The organism is Collinsella sp. (assembly GCF_052346665.1).
Lineage (GTDB): Bacteria > Actinomycetota > Coriobacteriia > Coriobacteriales > Coriobacteriaceae > Collinsella.
The window spans coordinates 1-17,743 of the sequence record NZ_DAWDUX010000044.1 but is presented as its reverse complement, the minus strand read 5'-3'; the positions used below and the strand labels follow the sequence as shown (position 1 = coordinate 17,743).

The 17,743-nt window shown below is 60.0% G+C and carries 13 protein-coding genes, 6 tRNA genes and 1 pseudogene; 3 read left to right on the top strand and 17 right to left on the bottom strand.

Annotated features, from left to right (window positions below; translation table 11 throughout):
* From nrdD to ACT8II_RS08060, 4 genes are all read right to left on the bottom strand, one after another.
* A partial coding sequence (gene nrdD, locus ACT8II_RS08075) for an anaerobic ribonucleoside-triphosphate reductase (RefSeq protein ID WP_443813702.1) occupies window positions 1–2,091 on the bottom strand: 2,091 nt, incomplete at its 3' end.
* A gap of 465 nt (window positions 2,092–2,556) precedes the next feature.
* Window positions 2,557–2,630 (bottom strand) — tRNA-Cys (locus tag ACT8II_RS08070).
* Between the two features lie 43 nt (window positions 2,631–2,673).
* Window positions 2,674–2,749 (bottom strand) — tRNA-Gly (locus ACT8II_RS08065).
* A 3-nt stretch (window positions 2,750–2,752) separates the two neighbouring features.
* Window positions 2,753–2,827 (bottom strand) — tRNA-Val (locus ACT8II_RS08060).
* Window positions 2,828–3,172: 345 nt separating this feature from the next.
* Between ACT8II_RS08060 and ACT8II_RS08055 the strand changes: the two genes are divergently transcribed.
* A tRNA-Gly gene (locus ACT8II_RS08055) sits at window positions 3,173–3,248 on the top strand.
* A gap of 43 nt (window positions 3,249–3,291) precedes the next feature.
* Window positions 3,292–3,365: transfer RNA gene (locus ACT8II_RS08050), tRNA-Cys, on the top strand.
* A gap of 134 nt (window positions 3,366–3,499) precedes the next feature.
* On the opposite strand, the gene ACT8II_RS08045 is transcribed toward ACT8II_RS08050, so the two are convergent.
* From ACT8II_RS08045 to ACT8II_RS07995, 11 genes are all read right to left on the bottom strand, one after another.
* Window positions 3,500–4,228, bottom strand: coding sequence for an anti-sigma factor antagonist (locus ACT8II_RS08045; RefSeq protein ID WP_443813701.1), 729 nt, complete (start codon window positions 4,226–4,228; stop codon window positions 3,500–3,502).
* 52 nt (window positions 4,229–4,280) lie between these two features.
* Window positions 4,281–6,587, bottom strand: a complete 2,307-nt coding sequence (locus ACT8II_RS08040; RefSeq protein ID WP_443813699.1) for a SpoIIE family protein phosphatase — start codon at window positions 6,585–6,587, stop codon at window positions 4,281–4,283.
* Window positions 6,588–6,707: 120 nt separating this feature from the next.
* Window positions 6,708–6,797, bottom strand: a tRNA-Leu gene (locus ACT8II_RS08035).
* Window positions 6,798–7,005: 208 nt separating this feature from the next.
* On the bottom strand, window positions 7,006–8,745 hold the full coding sequence (locus ACT8II_RS08030) for an ABC transporter substrate-binding protein (RefSeq protein ID WP_443813697.1): 1,740 nt from the start codon (window positions 8,743–8,745) through the stop codon (window positions 7,006–7,008).
* A gap of 255 nt (window positions 8,746–9,000) precedes the next feature.
* Window positions 9,001–10,023, bottom strand: a complete 1,023-nt coding sequence (locus ACT8II_RS08025) for an ABC transporter ATP-binding protein (protein ID WP_118653983.1) — start codon at window positions 10,021–10,023, stop codon at window positions 9,001–9,003.
* Window positions 10,024–11,160: an ABC transporter ATP-binding protein gene (locus tag ACT8II_RS08020; protein WP_443813695.1), complete on the bottom strand. Its 1,137-nt coding sequence runs from the start codon at window positions 11,158–11,160 to the stop codon at window positions 10,024–10,026.
* 4 nt (window positions 11,161–11,164) lie between these two features.
* Window positions 11,165–12,097, bottom strand: coding sequence for an ABC transporter permease (locus ACT8II_RS08015; RefSeq protein WP_233546203.1), 933 nt, complete (start codon window positions 12,095–12,097; stop codon window positions 11,165–11,167).
* 33 nt (window positions 12,098–12,130) lie between these two features.
* The gene (locus tag ACT8II_RS08010) at window positions 12,131–13,165 is read right to left on the bottom strand and encodes an ABC transporter permease (protein WP_118653986.1); all 1,035 of its coding nucleotides are present in this window, start codon (window positions 13,163–13,165) and stop codon (window positions 12,131–12,133) included.
* A gap of 218 nt (window positions 13,166–13,383) precedes the next feature.
* Complete coding sequence (locus ACT8II_RS08005; RefSeq protein ID WP_443813692.1) at window positions 13,384–15,063, bottom strand: peptide ABC transporter substrate-binding protein; 1,680 nt, start codon at window positions 15,061–15,063, stop codon at window positions 13,384–13,386.
* Between the two features lie 405 nt (window positions 15,064–15,468).
* Window positions 15,469–15,723: a preprotein translocase subunit SecG gene (secG, locus tag ACT8II_RS08000; RefSeq protein WP_118653988.1), complete on the bottom strand. Its 255-nt coding sequence runs from the start codon at window positions 15,721–15,723 to the stop codon at window positions 15,469–15,471.
* Between the two features lie 171 nt (window positions 15,724–15,894).
* Window positions 15,895–16,521, bottom strand: a complete 627-nt coding sequence (locus ACT8II_RS07995) for an HAD family hydrolase (protein ID WP_294122828.1) — start codon at window positions 16,519–16,521, stop codon at window positions 15,895–15,897.
* Window positions 16,522–16,764: 243 nt separating this feature from the next.
* Here ACT8II_RS07995 and ACT8II_RS07990 point away from each other — a divergent pair, with 243 nt between their 5' ends.
* Complete coding sequence (locus tag ACT8II_RS07990; protein ID WP_158574840.1) at window positions 16,765–16,998, top strand: GNAT family N-acetyltransferase; 234 nt, start codon at window positions 16,765–16,767, stop codon at window positions 16,996–16,998.
* On the opposite strand, the gene ACT8II_RS07985 is transcribed toward ACT8II_RS07990, so the two are convergent.
* Window positions 16,890–17,300, bottom strand: coding sequence for a hypothetical protein (locus tag ACT8II_RS07985; RefSeq protein ID WP_317440425.1), 411 nt, complete (start codon window positions 17,298–17,300; stop codon window positions 16,890–16,892). The genes ACT8II_RS07990 and ACT8II_RS07985 overlap by 109 nt on opposite strands.
* 55 nt (window positions 17,301–17,355) lie before the next feature.
* A pseudogene (locus ACT8II_RS07980) lies at window positions 17,356–17,743 on the bottom strand (transposase); the annotation flags it as partial.

The following is a 17,743-nucleotide window of genomic DNA, read 5'->3' as shown; positions in this document are numbered from 1 at the left end:
CCACACCAGCTTGCCGTCGTCCTCGACGATCTTGATCTCGCCGTCGTAGCCGCACTCCTGGCAGTAGTCGCTCTTGGTGTTGAGCTCCGCGTACATGATGTTGTCGTAGATGTACTGCATGACGCGGATGACCGCCTTGAGGTTGTCCTGCATGTTGGGCACCTCGACGTAGGAGATGGCGCCGCCCGGGGACAGGCGCTGGAACTGGCTCTCGAACTTGAGCTTGTCGAAGGCGTCGATCTCCTCCGAGACATGGACGTGGTAGCTGTTGGTGATGTAGCCCTTGTCCGTCACGCCGGGGATGATGCCGAAGCGGCGCTGCAGGCACTTGGAGAACTTGTAGGTGGTCGACTCCAGCGGGGTGCCGTAGATGGAGTAGTCGATGTCCTCCGCGGCCTTCCACTCGTTGCACTTGTCGTTCATGCGCTGCATGACCGCCATGGCGAACGGCGTGCCCTTCTCATCGGTGTGGCTGGCGCCCGTCATGAACTTCACGCACTCGTACAGGCCGGCATAGCCGAGGCTGATGGTCGAGTAGCCGCCAAAAAGCAGCTTGTCGATCTTCTCGCCCTTGTCCAGGCGCGCCAGAGCACCGTACTGCCACAAAATGGGCGCGGCGTCGGACAGGGTGCCCAGAAGGCGCTCATGGCGGCAGCGCAGGGCGCGATGACACAGCTCCAGACGCTCATCGAAGATTTCCCAGAACTTGTCCATGTCGCCCTGCGAGGAGAGCGCGACGTCGGGCAGGTTGATGGTCACGACGCCCTGGTTGAAGCGACCATAGTACTTGGGCTTGCCGGGCTCGTAGTTCTTGGCGCGGGCCACGTTGTCATACCCGTTGCCGGAGCGATCGGGCGTGAGGAAGCTGCGGCAGCCCATGCAGGTGTAGCAATCGCCGTTGCCCTCGGTCTCACCCTTTGAGAGCTTGAACTCGCGCATCTTCTTCTCGGAGATGTAATCGGGCACCATGCGCTTGGCGGTGCACTTGGCCGCGAGCTGGGTCAGGTAGAAGTACTCGGAGCCCTCGCGGACGTTATCCTCCTCGAGGACGTAGATGAGCTTGGGGAACGCGGGGGTGACCCACACGCCCGCCTCGTTCTTCACGCCCTCGTAGCGCTGGCGCAGGGTCTCCTCGATGATCATGGCAAGATCGCGCTTCTCGGCCTCGCTGCGGGCCTCATTGAGGTACATGAACACGGTGATGAAGGGGGCCTGTCCGTTAGTGGTCAGCAGCGTCACCACCTGATACTGGATGGTCTGCACGCCACGGCGGATCTCATCGCGCAGGCGGGTCTCCACGACCTCGGACACCTTCTCCTCGGGGGCATCCACGCCAAGCTCGACGAGCTCCGCCTCGACCTGACGACGGATCTTCTGACGGCTGACCTCGACGAACGGTGCGAGGTGCGTGAGCGAGATGGACTGGCCGCCGTACTGACAGGAAGCGACCTGGGCGATGATCTGCGTGGCGATATTGCAGGCGGTGGAGAAGCTGTGGGGGCGCTCAATGAGCGTGCCGGAAATGACCGTGCCGTTCTGCAGCATGTCCTCAAGGTTCACGAGGTCGCAGTTATGCATATGCTGGGCGAAGTAGTCGGAATCGTGGAAGTGGATGATGCCCTCGTTATGGGCCTCAACGACCTCGGCGGGAAGCAGAACGCGCTGCGTGAGGTCCTTGGAGACCTCGCCCGCCATGTAGTCGCGCTGGACCGAGTTGACGGTCGGGTTCTTGTTGGAGTTCTCCTGCTTGACTTCCTCGTTGTTGCACTCGATAAGTGACAGAATCTTGTCGTCGGTGGTGTTCTTCTGGCGCTTGAGGCCCTGCACGTAACGGTAGATGATGTAACGACGGGCGACTTCGAAGCGGTCGAGGGCCATAAGCTCATCCTCGACCATGTCCTGAATCTCCTCGACGGAGACCGTGTGGCCGGCCTCTTCGCAGCGGTCGGCGACGTTTTCCGCGGCGTAGCGAACCTGACGATCGGTGAGGCGCTCACTGCTCTTGACCTCACTGTTGGCGCCGTTGATGGCGTTGATGATCTTCTGGAGGTCAAACGTGACCTCGGAACCGCTGCGCTTGATGATCTTCATGTGACTCCTCCGCGACCCAAGCTTGCTCGTGACTTCCTTACGGGATAGGAAAGCCCCGGCCCCACGCATTTGCATATGGCAGCGGGGTCGAGGCTCATCATTGCCTTTCATAAGTATGATACGGCATTTTGCCATCAATATCTGGTGACATCCGTAAACGGAATCACTATATGTTGTGTTTTAGCAGGTCAGAAGCAATGTGCTAATTTTTCCTCTCATTCAAGGTTGCAAATTGACCCGAATTGTTAGGAGAGAGCCCACCGTCCCCCACCTGCATGGATGACAAAATGCTCGCGGGAGCCGCAACCGAGGTGTCCACAAGTTCTCCGCCAGTCGCCGACAAGTGGAACAAGAGACCCTCACCATAACCGCAGGAAGCCTATATGTTGTGATTGAGCGTATGAACTTGCAATTAGACTCATGCTGAAAAAAGGGCACCTCGTTGGATGCCCTTCTTAAACCATATGGAGGCGAAGCCCGGATTCGAACCGGGGGTAAAGGCTTTGCAGGCCTCTGCCTTACCACTTGGCCACTTCGCCATATATGCAAAGGGCCGATTTAAATCGGCCCTGGCGCATACAATGGAGCGGACAACGGGGCTCGAACCCGCGACCCCAACCTTGGCAAGGTTGTGCTCTACCAACTGAGCCATGTCCGCTTATGGTGGGCGATACAAGATTTGAACTTGTGACCCCTACCGTGTCAAGGTAGTGCTCTCCCCCTGAGCTAATCGCCCAACTCAGGTGCGCATCAGCGCGGGGATTAATATAGCCCAGATACGAGCGTTCGGTCAACAACTTTTTCCATCTTTTTTAAAATTGTTTGAAACGGCAGTCTAACCTCGGGTGTTACGCAGATTACCGTGCACCGATCTCAAGGAGGATGCCATGCGACTCACGCAAGCCAACGAGCCCTGCGCCAAGAACTCGTCGCCGCGGCGCCGGTGCGGACTTGTCGCGACGTGCCCGTGAGGACAGGCGGTCGCTGTCGAGACGACCCCAAGGATCACCCCAGCAGCGTAAACAATCATGAAAAATGACTTGCACATTATCGTCTGATTGCGTATAGTACTTTCTCGCAAGCGGACATGGCTCAGTTGGTAGAGCACAACCTTGCCAAGGTTGGGGTCGCGGGTTCGAGCCCCGTTGTCCGCTCCATTGTATGCGCCAGGGCCGATTTAAATCGGCCCTTTGCATATATGGCGAAGTGGCCAAGTGGTAAGGCAGAGGCCTGCAAAGCCTTTACCCCCGGTTCGAATCCGGGAGCCGCCTCCATATGATTTGATTGAGGGCATCCTTTGGGGTGCCCTTTTCCGTACCAGACCATGCTCGTCAAGAGGGGTCATTACCCATGTGCCAAAACAAAACCAGTAGCAACGAATGCGATCCCCGCCCCCGCCGCAGGAGCATCAAGCAATCATCTTGATAAGGCGCACCTGCGTGCCAGGCGCATCGACGCGACGACGCACGTCGACGCTATCGACCAACATGCGCATGAGTCGGATGCCGCGACCGCGCTCTCGACTCTCTGGAGGTTCCTCGCCGTCCGTAATCTCAAATCCGCACCCGCAATCACGCACCTCGATCACCACACGGTCGGTGTAGGCGATCACCGTCATGGTACTCCCCTTGCCACCGCAGGCATGATCGTAGGCATTCGACAGCGCTTCGCCCGCCGCCAAAGCGGTGTCGAAGCAGTCATCGCGCGACAGCGGCAGGCCGCCCAGCAACTCAGCGATGCGGTGCCGGTACATGCCCAGGTTCTCGACGCCGGGTCGAATGGCGAGCGTCTTGCTCCACAGGGGCGGCGCATCGGGCGCAAGCACCGGAATAGGCGGCTTTTCCGCGGCCGAAACATGCAATGCATCGAGCAGGCGCGCGATCTGGAGAAAGCGGACCACCTGCGGGGAAGTGTTCACCAAAGACAACAGACCTTCGCGATCGAACAGCGTCCGCGCGCGCACGAGCAGGAACGCCAGCCCCGTCGAGTCGATGAAGCTCACATTCTGGCAGTTCACCAGAATGCGCCGTACCCCGTTTTCGATGAGGGCATCGACCTGCTCACGCAGGCGCGGTACCGACGCGATATCGATATCGCCCGCCGGCGCGATTACGGCTATGTCATTCCACTCGTTCATGTTGCTATGGTTCCCCGTTCACCGTCCACCGATACCCACGCACGCAAACACATCAGACGCCGCGCCGGTCGAACCTCAACGCCACGAGGGCGATGTCGTCATCGAGTGCCGAACCCGTAAACGCATCGAGCTCATCCAGAACCTGTGCGCACAGGCCTTCAACGCCCTCAGCAGCGGCACGAAGCAGCACCTCACGCAAACGAGCCTCGCCAAAGAACTCGCCTTCAGCATCGCGGGCCTCGATGGCACCGTCGGTGTACATAAAGAGAATGTCCCCGGGGTTAAACGAGAAGGTACCGTTCTCGTACACCATACTCGAGAAGGCGCCCACCACACCCGACTGGACGCTCAGCAACTCCGCCTCCACGCCATCGGCCTCGTTGGCCTTCACGAGCATGGTGGGGGGATGGCCGGCCGAGCAATACGTCGCGCGCCCATGGCGCAGATCGAGCTTTGCGATGAACATGGTCACGAAGGTCTCCACGCGCGAGAAACTCATGAGCATGCGGTTGAGCGACCGCGCCATACGCGCCGGGCTCGCCCCCTCCCAGGCATATGCGGTGAGTGCCGTCTTGACGAGCGCGGACATCGACGCCGCCTCCACGCCCTTTCCCGACACATCGCCCAAAATCATCACAGCGCGATCGTCGGGCAAGCGGATGAGGGTGTAGAAGTCACCGCCCACGAGCGCCTGGCGCGTGGCGGAGGAATACAGCGAATCCGAGGTGATGCCCGGCACAACCCCAAGGTCGTTGCGCATGCCAGCCTGCAAGGTCTGGGCAATGCGACGCTCGCTCTTCTGCTGCACGGCCCCGTCCATGATGAGCTCGAAGTCATGCGCGAGATGCGTCAGGTAATCGAACTCCATATCGTCCACGGGTTCTTGGGAATCATCGCGCAGCAACAAGAATCGACGGGGCGGAAGGACGGCGGCGAACGGGCCGTCGTCTTCGACAAATGCGCCCTCGTCTTGCTCGCGACCCATATCCACGAAAACGCCCTGGCACGGAAGGCCGTGACGCTCAAGCCACTCACCGACCCAGGTGATGCGGTCCACGCGCGCCAAACGAATCTGCTTGGGAGGCTCGGGCGCCGCGAGGGCACCCGCCTCGTCACCAAGCAGGTCGGCCGATGCGGGAGCGCCCACTCGGGCGGCGGGAGTCGTCACCGAGAAGAACATTTCCTCAACGTCGCAGGGAAGGTCCATGCGGCTTCCGCCGTCAAAGTCGATCACGTAGGCACCGCGCTCCACATCATGTAACACGGGCAAAAGGTGGCAAGACAACTGCTCACGGACCTCGCCTGTCATCTCGGTCCATGCCGCGATGGGGTCCTTTCCGTTCGCGTACAAAAGCTCGCGAATCCGACTAAGCGAGCGCGTGAGGGACGAGGTGCGCGCGGCGCGCAGACTGCTCACCACCCCCATCAACTCAATGGACAGATAATCGCATATGACCTCGAGAACACGGACGTCGTAGATGCGCGGATTGCACGGGCGCGTCCAGCCGAGCTCAACAACGCCCAAAACCTGCGTTCCAAAGTACACCGGGACCGCAATCATGGTCTTGAATGGAGGCATGTCCTGCAGACGCACGTTGTGCCGCACACGGGCATCGAGGTCATAAAAGGCACCGGGGGCCGTAGGGTCTGCCGGATCTCCGGGCACCAGCGACAGTCGGCAGGCTCGTTGCTCGCGCAGGACGTGGGTGGGCACACCCGCGCCATAGGGAATGAAATCGGGTACATACCTGGCCGCAATGCCTCGGCTCACACCGCGCAGCTTGAAGCCGCCGCCCTCGGCAAAGTAGATGGTCGTTCCCGCCGCATCGAGCGTGTCGGCCATGCGGTTGAGCACCGTGTCCAGCAACGTCGACATATCGCTGGAGCCCACCGTGGACATGATGACCGACAGCGTGCCCGAGAGGCGTTTATTGGCGGCTTGGAGCTCAGAAAGCAGGCGCTGCGTCTTGCGATCGTGGGCGTACTGCTCCTCGAGGCTGCGGATGGCGACCACATATCGATGCGCATGGCAGTCGCCCTTCTCCGCCTCGATGAGCTCGAGCGCACGTACGCGTACGGGGATGAAGGAGCCGTCGGGCAATTTGAGCATCAGCGTGTTCTCTTCGCCATCGGACGAAAAAGGCATCTTGTGACCGGTGGCTCGCTCAAATCCCGAACTGTAGAGCAGGTCTTTGATGTCGGCGCCGACGACTTGGGAGCGGCTCATCTTCTGGAGGACGAGAAACTGGCGGTTGACATGGCGTACCGCGCCGTCGGCATCACAGATAGCGACGGCGTCACTCGTCACCTCGACCAAACGGGCGACGTCGCTCAATTCCTCGTTGTGCATGTGTTCCATGCGCCACCTCCGCCGTACCAACATAACGCGGACGCGCGAGGGGGCTGCCGGCGAATCGCACGGCCGCGTGCGATATATAGCAAAAACGCGAACCCAAACCGGGCTCGCGTTTGACATGCGTGGTGTCGGAGGCGGGACTTGAACCCGCATGACCGAAATGTGGTCACTAGCACCTCAAGCTAGCGCGTCTGCCAATTCCGCCACTCCGACGTTTGCTTTCGCGTTACCGCGTCTGCAACGAGGAAGATAATACCCCGAGTCTCATCATTCGCGCAAGCCCCTTTTTCAAAAAAGTTTTGCGAAAGGGCCTGCAGAAGACTTCCTTGCAAGAAGTACCTGCAAAGATCCCTCTGAACGCAGGTAAGAGACGGGGCCTGGTAGTAAGAAAGATCCGCCCTTCCCCGCTGGGGATATAGGGCTAGACGAGCTCTACGGAACCAAGATCGACGAGCCCGTTCGGCAAGACATTCGCCATCTGCACGCGATCAGATGCGACCTTGGCATACGCCGGATGCACCAGGGGGATCATCGGCATCGCCTCGGACGCAAGGACAAGGGCCTCCCTTGCGCGCTCGGTACGCTCCGTCGCGTCGCGCTCCTCGGCCATGGTTGTGAGGGCGGCGGTGAGCGCATCATCTTCGTATCCCGCCCATGAGCCTCGCTCAGACGTGGTGCCAAGCAACTGGGACACCACCGTGTCGATTGTGGCAGCCGTCGGATCGAACGTGACGAGACAGCACGCACAATCGCCCTTATCAAGGCTTTCGGCAAGGTCTTCCGTCGCCAGCGCAGCGGTCTTCACCGTCAGCCCCAAGTCGGACATATCGCTCGCGATTTGGTCGGCGATGCGCCCCTGCACGCCCCCCTCGCGATACGTTAGGGTGAAATCGAGATTCAGCGGCTCCGCCGTCATCTCTGGGGCGTCTTTTGACTCTTCGGCAGAACCCATGGTCTGCTGGGCCTCGTCCTCCCGCTCCTGCGCGCTCAGCCCCTCTATGAGCTCCAGAGCCCGGTCAGCATCAAACGCGCACGCCTCCCACGACACCGTCTCGCCCACGCATGGGGCAACCGGGCTCATGGCGGGAGCGGCACTGTAATTGAGCACCTTCTTGCAAAGGGCTTCGCGGTCGATACCGCAGGAAATCGCACGGCGAAAGGCGGCGTTGTCGAACGGGGCCACACGTGTGTTGCACACCATGTACGTCAACCCAGCTTCAGGCCCCTGAACGAACCGCTCGCCCGGTTTCATGGTCCCCACGCTCGACGAAATGCCGCGCGCATCTTCGGCGTCCTTCAACTGATCAACGGGCACATCGCAGATATCGAGGACGCCCGCCTGGAAATGGTTGTATGCGGCAACGGTGTCGTCATGAATGGCGAGCAGGACGCCATCCACCAAGCTCGCACCATATGCGCACCCGTCAAAGCGCGTGAGCCGAATGTCGCCCTTTCCCTTCCACGGGCGGTCTAACATGAACGGTCCATTGCCCATGGGCTGTTCCGAAAACATAACGGGATTGTCCTCCGCACTCGCGGGAACAGGACCGAGAGCTGGATGCGAGACAATCGAGGCGAAGGCTGCCTGCGGCTCGGTAAGCGACACGGTAAGCGTGAGGTCGTCAGGACAGCGTAAACCGACCAATTCCGAGGCCCGGCCGCCAGACAGGGCATCATACCCATCGACAACGGAAAGCAAAGATCCCCAGCGGCTACGAGGGCCCTCGCCACCATTCTCCTTGTGTGTCTGATCCTCTTCCGTATCGTCGGACATCGGCTTGACCAAACGCTCCCACGCCCGCTTAAAGCAAGAGGCCGTGACGGATTCACCATTGTGGAACGTCGCACCTTCGACAAGGCTGAAGGTGAACGTGCGCGCGTCATCAGAAACGGTAACGCTGCGGGCTGCAGCGGGTGTCGCCACGCCGTCCACAATGCGCGTGAGGGGGCAAAAAAGCGCATGAAGCACCTGGAGGCCAAACCGATCGGAGACGAGCAGGGGGTCGATTGCCGAGGGCTTGCCGATACGACACGTCACCCATGAGGGCGGGACATCATCACTTGAGCCCGCATCGCCACCCTCAACCTGGCTGCACCCGCTTAGTCCAAGCCCCATCACACCGCATGCCGCAGCGCCTAGGAATGCACGCCTGTCGATCATCTCGGCCCCTTCCCGGATCTATTGCACAGATGCACTTCATCCCACCACTCTAAAGCAAAACCCGCATAACCCCAACCGAACAGTGGCCATCCCAGCAAAGTCCCCTCATGCATGAGACTTTTCTCGTCCGCGCGCGCGACTAAGTACGGACAGCCCTCACGCTTCACATCCAAGCGTACATTCCGCAGAAAGCCCGCCAAAAGGCGGGCTTTCGAGGACGCTTGCGCGATATGAAACATGAGGGCTGCGGGACCCCTACAGGTCGATGTACGACTCCTTGATGGGGAACGGCGTCGCATAATGACAAGCACAGAAGTGGCCCGCGCCGATTTCGCGGAACTCGGGCACTTCCTCGGCACATCTGCCCTGTGCGATCGGGCAACGCGTGTGGAAACGGCAACCGCTCGGCGGGTCGATCGGACTCGGCGGATCACCGGCAAGAATGATGCGCTTGCGGCTCTTCTGCACGTCCGGATCGGGGACCGGCACGGCGGAGAGCAGCGACTGCGTATACGGATGGTTCGGCTCGGCGTACAGACTCTTCCAGTCGGACAGCTCGACCATTTTACCGAGGTACATGACGGCGACGCGATCGGAAATGTGCTGAACGACGGAAAGGTCGTGGGCAATGAACAGATAGGCGGTACCGTACTGCTGCTGAAGGTCCTTCAGCAAGTTCAGAACCTGGGCCTGAATGGAGACGTCGAGCGCGGAAACGGGCTCGTCACAGATGATCAGCTTCGGACGCAGAATGAACGAGCGGGCGATACCGACGCGCTGACGCTGGCCACCAGAGAACTCATGCGGATAGCGGTTAATGTGCTCGGGATTGAGGCCAACGACGTCGAGCAGCTCGCGAACGCGATCCATACGCTCCTCGGGCGTACCAATGCCATGGATGACCATAGGCTCGGAAACAATCTCGCCGATCGTCATACGCGGATTGAGCGATGCATACGGATCCTGGAAGATGAACTGCATGTCGCGGCGCATATCCTTGAGCTCGGCCTTGTTCATCTTGGAGATGTCTTTGCCCTCAAAATACACCTTGCCGGACGTCGGCGGGTCGAGGTGCATGATGGCGCGGCCGGTAGTGGACTTACCGCAACCGGATTCGCCCACCAGACCGAAGGTCTCGCCAGCGCGGATCTCGAACGAGACGTCATTCACCGCAGAAACGACCTTCTTGGAGAACCTACCGCCCAGGAAACCGGAGCCAGTGGGGAACTCCTTCGTGAGGTGCTCAACCTTGAGCAGCGGAGTATTGTTGTCTGCCATTTAGGCCTCGCCTCCCTTCGAAGCTGCGACATCCACGTTATCGGGAATCGCGGTCGGCATGGTCCCGCGGGAGCGGGAGGTGTCGGGTGCGAACTTCTTCACGAAGGCATCATCATCATCGGCGTAATGACACTCGGAGTAATGGCCGTTGTCCATGACGAACTTCTTGGGGCGTTCCTTGTGGCAGAGCTCCGTGGCATACGGGCAACGAGGCGCGAACGCGCAACCCTGCGGCAGGTTGACGAGCGACGGCGGATTGCCGTGAATTGGCGTAAGCGGCTTCTTCTCATCGGTAGCCTGCTCGGGAATGGAGCGAATGAGGCCCCAGGTGTAGGGGTGACGGCTCTCGTAAAAGATCTCGTCGGCAGTGCCGAACTCCACGGGGTGGCCTGCGTACATGACCATGATCTTGTCGGCCATGTCGGCGACGACGCCCAGGTCGTGGGTGATCATAATGATGGCATTACCGTTCTTCTCCTGCATTTCCTGCATAAGTTCGATAATCTGCGCCTGGATGGTCACATCGAGGGCCGTAGTGGGCTCGTCGGCAATCAGGATGTCGGGATCGCAGGCGAGAGCCATGGCGATCATGACGCGCTGGCGCATGCCGCCGGAGAACTGGTGCGGATACTCGTTCACGCGCTTCTCGGGCTCAGGGATGCCCACGAGGTCGAGCAGCTCAGTGGCGCGCTTGAGCGCCTCCTGCTTGGAGTAGCCGCGGTGCAGACGAAGGCCCTCCCCCACCTGACGACCGATCTTGTAAACCGGGTTGAGCGAGGTCATGGGGTCCTGGAAGATCATCGCAATGTCATTGCCGCGGACGTGCTGCATCTCCTCCTCAGACATATTGAGCAGGTCGCGACCGCGATAGGTCACGGAACCGCCCTCAATCTTACCGGGAGGCATGGAGATGAGGCCCATGATGGTCATGGCGGTCACGGACTTGCCGGAGCCGGATTCGCCCACCACGCCGAGTGTCTCGCCGCGATCGAGCGTGTAGCTCACGCCGTCAACGGCATGCACGACGCCGTCCTCGGTGTGGAAGTACATCTTCAGGTCGTCGACCTCGAGCAGATGCTGGCCCTCGGGGATCGGCTGCGTCTTGAGGTCCACGAAAGTATCGTTGTTCTTAGCCATGGTTTTACGCGTCCTTCATCTTCACGTCGAGAGCGTCACGCAGGCCGTCGCCGAGCAGCGTGAACGCGAGCACGGTGGTCAGGATGGCGATGCCGGGCATGATCATGAGCCACGGCTCGGTCTGCAGGTACTTCTGACCCTCCTGGATGAGGGTGCCCCACGACGGATCGGGCGGGACGACGCCGAGACCCAAGAAGGACAGGGCGGACTCGGTCAGGATGGCGCCACCGATGTTCATAGTGGCATAGACCACGATAGAAGCAACGGAGTTGGGGAAGATATGGCGGGCGATGATGCGCGCGTCGGAAGCGCCCATGGATCGGGCAGCATCCACGTAGTCGCTCTCCTTAACGGAGAGGATGGCGGAGCGGAACACGCGGGCGATCGAGGGCCAGCCGAGGATGCCGATGGCGATAAACACGTTCTGAATACCATTGCCGATGACCGCGATCATAGCAATGACAAACAGCGTGTAGGGGAACGCCAGGAAGATGTCAGCCAGACGCATGATGATGGTATCCCAGATGCCGCCGTAGTATGCGGCGAGTGCGCCCATGACCAGTCCGATGGCAGTGGAGATGCCCGTGGCGACGATACCGACGGTCAGCGAGATACGCGCGCCGTAGATGACGCGGGAGAGCACATCGCGGCCAAGGGTGTCGGTGCCAAAAGGATGCTGGAGGGAAGGCGCAAGGCGGGAGTTCATAACCATGGTGGCCGTGTCGGATGCGTTCGGATCGCCGAGCACGCTCGGAACCCACAGGTCCGCGGTGACCGCGATGACGACGACGATGAGGATCCACACGATGGCGAACATCGCGAGCCTGTTCTTCCTCAGGCGCTTGAAGGCGTCACCCCACAGGGTGCGCGTGGGTTTGTCGGAGCCATTGGCGACGACATGGGCCTCGGCCGCGGCGGCGCGAACCTGCTCGCCCATTGTATTCATTGGGTACTGCACGTCTCTTGCCTCCTACTTATCGCTCTTGTTACCAAGGCGGATACGCGGATCGAGGAACGCGTAGCTCACGTCGACGATCAGGTTGATGATCATGACCACGATGACGATGACCGTGACGGCGCCCATGACGATGGGCCAGTCGCGGCGAGTGATGGCGGTGTACGTCATCTGGCCGATACCGGGCCAGTTGAAGACTGTCTCGGTCAGGATGGCACCGGCGAGCATCGCACCGAAGTCCATGCCCACATAGGTGACGACCGGGATCAGAGCATTCTTGAGCGCGTGGTGGAAGATGATCGAGCGCTTGGAGAGGCCCTTGGCCTTGGCAGTGCGGATGTAGTCCTGGTTCATGACCTCGATCAGCTGCGAACGCATGATACGGGCCGTGTAGGCGGTGGATACCGCAGCCAACGTGATGGCGGGAAGGATGTAGTACATCCAGCCGGGGAACATCGGGCGCGGACCGGGGACGCCCGAGACGGGCAACGCAACGGCACCGCCGGTAGCGTCTTTAAGCCAGATACCAAATATCAACTGGAGGAGCAGACCGAGCCAGAACGCGGGCATCGCCACGAGCATCGAGGTGGTGAGGGTCACGAGGATGTCCCAGAAGGAGTACCGCTTAATAGCCGAGATGATACCGGCGCCAATACCCACAATTGCCTCGATGACGATGGCGACAACGGCGATTTGCACCGTGTAGGGATAGGCATCGAGAATCATGGTCGACACGTCGATGCCACGCTGGTAGGAACGGCCAAGGTCACCATGGAGCAGGCCGCTCAGATAAGTGAAGTAACGATCCCACATGGGGGTTTCGATGGTGTCACCGTTCTCGTCGAAAACGATGTCGCCGTTCTCGTCCGTCACGATTAAGCCGTGAGCGGCGCGGATGTTCATCTCGGTAACCGGGTCGAGCTTCTTCTCGCCGGCGATCAGCTTGATGGGATCGCCGGGCACGACATTCTGCATGATGAACAGAATGAGCGTGACGCCGAGGAAGACCGGGATGAACTGCAGGATTCGCTTGAGGATGTACCTGAGCACAGCGATACCCTCCCTAGTCTCTTGGACACTACACTTTGCTGCAGTATGTCGCAGCGTAAATTGCAATTATACGTCACCCGTTACGGAATACTGCGGGGATTATGCGTAGATATACACGATCGATTCCGCACTTTGCAGCATTACCCGCCAAACAAAGGCAGGACACCGCTTGCGCGATGTCCTGCTGTTCATGCGCTATCGGGTTTTGATCCCGGTCGCTAGGCGATCTCAGCCGTCTCGAAGTGTGGGATGGTCTGAGCGTCGTAGTTGAAGTTCTTCATGCGCTCAGAGGCGACGTAGTTGTGAGCGTAGAACATGATCGGAATAACCGGCATATCCTCACCGATGAGAGCGCAGACCTTGCGGCAAGCTGCCTTACGCTCCTCCTCGTCCTGGATCTGACGGGCCCCTTCCATCATCTTGTCGACCTCAGGGTTGGAGTACTTCTCGTAGTTGTTGTCGGCACCCGTGTAGAAGTTCGGATACAGGAAGTTGTCCATGGTCGGATAGTCGGCAGTCCAACCAAGGCGGCCAAGGGAGAACTCGTCCTTGGAGAGGTTGTCGAGGTAGGTAGCCCACTCGACGGCGTCCTGCTTGACAGTGAAACCAACGGCCTCAAGGTCGAGCTGGATGGTGGACATGAGATCCTCGTGACCGCCGTCACCGTTGTAGTTCAGCGTAACCTCAAGACCGCGCTTGCCGTCGGCGTCTGCGGTGTAGCCGGCGTCCTCGAGAATCTGCTTGGCGCGATCGGGATCGTACTTGCAGTACTGCCAGACGTTCTCCTCCGAGTCGTCAATGGCGGTCGGCATGATGGAGGTGGCGGGCATGCGGGAACCCTCGTACAGGGTGTCCACGATGTTCTGACGGTTGATGGCCAGGGAGAGGGCGCGGCGGACGTTCACGTCGGCGAGCACCGGATCCTGGGAGCACGGGATCATGAAGTAGGTGGAGAGCTCGACGCCCAACAGGCACTGCTTGCCCGGGGTGGAGGTGTAGCCGTCCTCGGACTTGCCGTACTTGTCCACGTTGTCCTTGATCTGACCCGTCGGAATCTGAGCGAAGTCAATGGTGCCGGCCTTGAACTCGTTGTAAGCGGTGTCCGGGTCCTTCTGGATGGAGCAGTACACGCCGTCGATCTTGGGGGCCTCGCCGTGATACTCGTCGAACTTCACGAGGTTGATGTACTGGTTGTGCTTCCAGGGCTCGTCCATCTTGAAGGGGCCGTTGCCGATCGGCTGCTCGAGGAAGGACTTCGGATCGTCCACGGCGGCCTGGGGAACCGGCACAAGGCCAGGATGGCAGCACACGGCCGGGAAGTCGGCCATCGGGGCGGAAAGGGTGACCTCGAAGGTCAGCTCGTCCACGGCCTTGAGGCCGGTGAACTCCTCGGTATCGCCGGCGTTGAACTCGGCGTAACCGGCGACCGGGGCGAGGTGGTAGCAGATGTCGGACGGGGTATCCATCTTGGGGGAGGCAACGCGCTTCCAGCCGCGGACGAAGGACTCGGCGTCGACGGCGTCACCGTTGTGGAACTTCATGCCCTCCTTGAGCTTGAAGGTGTAGACCAGACCATCCTCGGAGACGGTCGGGGCCTCGGCGGCGCACACGGGCACGGCGGAGTTGGTGTCCCAGTCCCAGGTCATGAGGCCATCGAACATGGCGCGCGCGATAGCGGTGCCCTGATTCTCCTGAGCGTTGTACGGGTCGATGTAGGCGGGCTCGGAGAGATAGAAGCCCATCACGTTGTCGCCGGCGGGAGCTGCGGTGGTGCCGCTGCCCTCAGTGTCGCCACCGCCGCCGCAACCGGCGAGAGCAGCAAGGGCACCCGTGGCGAGGGCGCCGCCCACAAACGTACGACGACCCATCACGGGCTGGGTAAACTTGGTATCAGCCATGCCATCCTCCTTATAATGCAGGTTCACGGAACGCGGAGCCGGATATGCACCCCTTTGGTGCGACCGGAGGTGCAAACACGTATCGCATCCCGCTTGCTCTTCGCGAGACCGTTAGGCTGATCGGTCACGCGCGATGGCCAATAGATTAGCGCACTTTTACATAATGGAGTATGAGGTTTCCGATAAACGGCGCACATTTTCTTTAGTTTGGCGAAGCATTTGCATGATAAACCGTACTTTAGTGCATAAAAGAACGCTCAAATGGATATCTTTCGCCAACGTATTGTTTCAAGTGTGTAACACTTGATGCAGACATGCATAGGCTCCCGCTCGCCCCATGACAAAGCCCGTCCGGATTCACTCCGAACGGGCCGATGCACGCAATGTGGTTGATGGGCGTTTGGCCTACAGACCGACGATGCCCTGTGGGAAGAAGAACATGGCGAGCACGACGCAGGCGGCGAAGACGCAGGCCACAATCACGGTGAGCTTGTCGAGATTCTTCTCCATGACACCCGTGGCGGTGCTGGCGTTGTATAGCGAGCTGGCTATCATGTCCGACACACCGGTGCCCTTGCCTGAATGCATGAGGACGAGCGCGATGAGCAGAAGCGTGGACAACGCCCACACGCCAAAGAGGATGATCTGGAACGGACCCACGAGGACTCCTTCTAAGCAGAATTCACGTACAGCGGGTAATGGTACCACACTCCCCCTGTTCTTCCACGAAACTACAAATGGAGAGTAGGCGAGCGGACCTCGTGCGGGCCTTGTGAGGCCCTCGCAACCAAAAGCCCCCGGCCCTTTTGGTTGGCCACGCTTTCTCGCTGCCTATAAGGCGCACGCCAGCGCTTCGGCGATATTACCCCCACGGTAGGCGTTCGTTGCCGCACGCTCTGCTTCTTCGGTGGCGTTGAAGGCAATCGAAGTGCCTACCAGCTCGAACAGCGGGATGTCGGAACGGCTGTCGCCAATAGCCATGCAGGACGCAAGAGCTACGCCGCGCTTTTCACAGAGTTCACGCGCGTATGAGCACTTTCCCTCGCCCTCAAGCGCATGCGCCACGCCGCCCGTGCATACGCCATTCTCGACTTCCAGCTCCGAACCAACATAACCATCAAACCGAAAGCGCTTGCAGAGGTACTCCCCCACAATGCCCCAAGCAAGTGAAGCAATATGGGCCTCACCGCCAGCCGCATGAATCGCATCGACAGCTTGAGTGATGCCGTCCACAAGTGGCATGTCCTCAAGCATATCGAATAGCTCGCTGGCAGAGCGTCCCACATATCCCGCAGCGTCTATCCGGCAGACGTCGTCGTTTGTAATCTCGCCTCGCGCGCAAGCTGCCTCCGCCTCTTCCATGGTGTGCCCATGGCCGAGCAGATTTGCGAGATAGGCACCCGAGGTCACTCCCCTTGTAAGCGTCCCGTCGATGTCGAAGAAGACTATCCGATCCATGGAACCTCCCGGTTGGCCCAGATGCCAAGGCGTGCATACACACCCCGCGCCCAACGAGCATCATGGTGTTTCCGTCCTTTTTCAAGCAGTATCATAGCGGCAAGAAAGACATCAAGAGGGGAGCACGCATGGCGGACTATCACCTTGTTATCTGAGAAGCGCACGGTGAAGACGCAGAGGCGCTGCTCTCCTGCTTGAAAACCGTGGGCGGAGAGACCGATAACCTCACGTTCGGCTCGGAATGTGCTGCCTCTTCCGTTGAGGCCGAGCGCGCATGAGGCACCCGAAAGCGTTTTACTCGTTGCGGTCGAGGAAGGCGAGGTCGTGGGCGACGGCAATCTTGCTGGCAGCACGCGCCCTCGCTTGGCTCATCGCGAGGAGCTCGGCATATCCGTACGGCGTTCGCATTGGCACCGTGGCATCGGGACGCGCCTGCTCAGAGCCCAACCAAAAGCCCCCGGCCCTTTTGGTTGCTGATAGGTCGCACAACTGCCCACATGGATCGCTCGAAGCGGGTTGTCAGAGTCCGCCAGGCAAACCTCGAACTTGGTACGGCGCACGTCGTCGGCAAGCGCCTTGTTGCGCGCAACCCATCCGCGCATGCGCTCGATATCCCCTTCGAGCTCGACTGCACGCTCTTTGTCGGACTTCCCCTCATGCTCCCAAGGAGCGTCCCACAGCTTCCATTCCGTCTCGTCCGTTTCCCAGCGGATGTGGTCAGCGATATCGCTTTCGATAAAATCACCCAGGATGGCCGTTTCGTTTCTCAATACGAGCATGAAACCTCCCTAACAACTAAAAGCCCCCGGCCCTTTTGGCTGGTTGGTACTTCACTCATCCAACAACGCGCTTGATGAGATAACGGCCCAGCCCGGTCAAACGCTCGATCTGCCGGTATGAAAGGCCAACCTCCTTCATTCTCCTCAAGATGCGATCGCGTTCGGGAACGGGCAGCGCGGTTACCGCTGACGGGTCCTTTCCCTCCGTCGCAATACGCGCGGCTTCCGCAAGCTCTGCCTGGTCCATCCGGCTACCCATACGCGGGTAGTACACGTCTGCCTTGCCGGCAGCGCTGAACTCCTCGAAGTGCTCGCGTCCGCCAATCGCCTCGAATAGAAATCGAGAATCCACCAGGCCGTCCCCTCTTGCATATTCAGAATAGCTGCTCCATCGATACTCATCTCGCCCGATTCCCAATGAACAGGGATTGTCGTGAATGTAC

Bases quoted from the DNA above. Each gene is read 5' to 3' on its own strand.
- ACT8II_RS07995 (WP_294122828.1), bottom strand. From the start codon at position 16,521: ATGGATCGGATAGTCTTCTTCGACATCGACGGGACGCTTACAAGGGGA.
- ACT8II_RS08040 (WP_443813699.1), bottom strand. From the start codon at position 6,587: ATGGAACACATGCACAACGAGGAATTGAGCGACGTCGCCCGTTTGGTC.
- ACT8II_RS08045 (WP_443813701.1), bottom strand. From the start codon at position 4,228: ATGAACGAGTGGAATGACATAGCCGTAATCGCGCCGGCGGGCGATATC.
- ACT8II_RS08015 (WP_233546203.1), bottom strand. From the start codon at position 12,097: ATGGGCGAGCAGGTTCGCGCCGCCGCGGCCGAGGCCCATGTCGTCGCC.
- ACT8II_RS08020 (WP_443813695.1), bottom strand. From the start codon at position 11,160: ATGGCTAAGAACAACGATACTTTCGTGGACCTCAAGACGCAGCCGATC.
- ACT8II_RS08005 (WP_443813692.1), bottom strand. From the start codon at position 15,063: ATGGCTGATACCAAGTTTACCCAGCCCGTGATGGGTCGTCGTACGTTT.
- ACT8II_RS08030 (WP_443813697.1), bottom strand. From the start codon at position 8,745: ATGATCGACAGGCGTGCATTCCTAGGCGCTGCGGCATGCGGTGTGATG.
- ACT8II_RS08025 (WP_118653983.1), bottom strand. From the start codon at position 10,023: ATGGCAGACAACAATACTCCGCTGCTCAAGGTTGAGCACCTCACGAAG.
- ACT8II_RS07985 (WP_317440425.1), bottom strand. From the start codon at position 17,300: ATGCTCGTATTGAGAAACGAAACGGCCATCCTGGGTGATTTTATCGAA.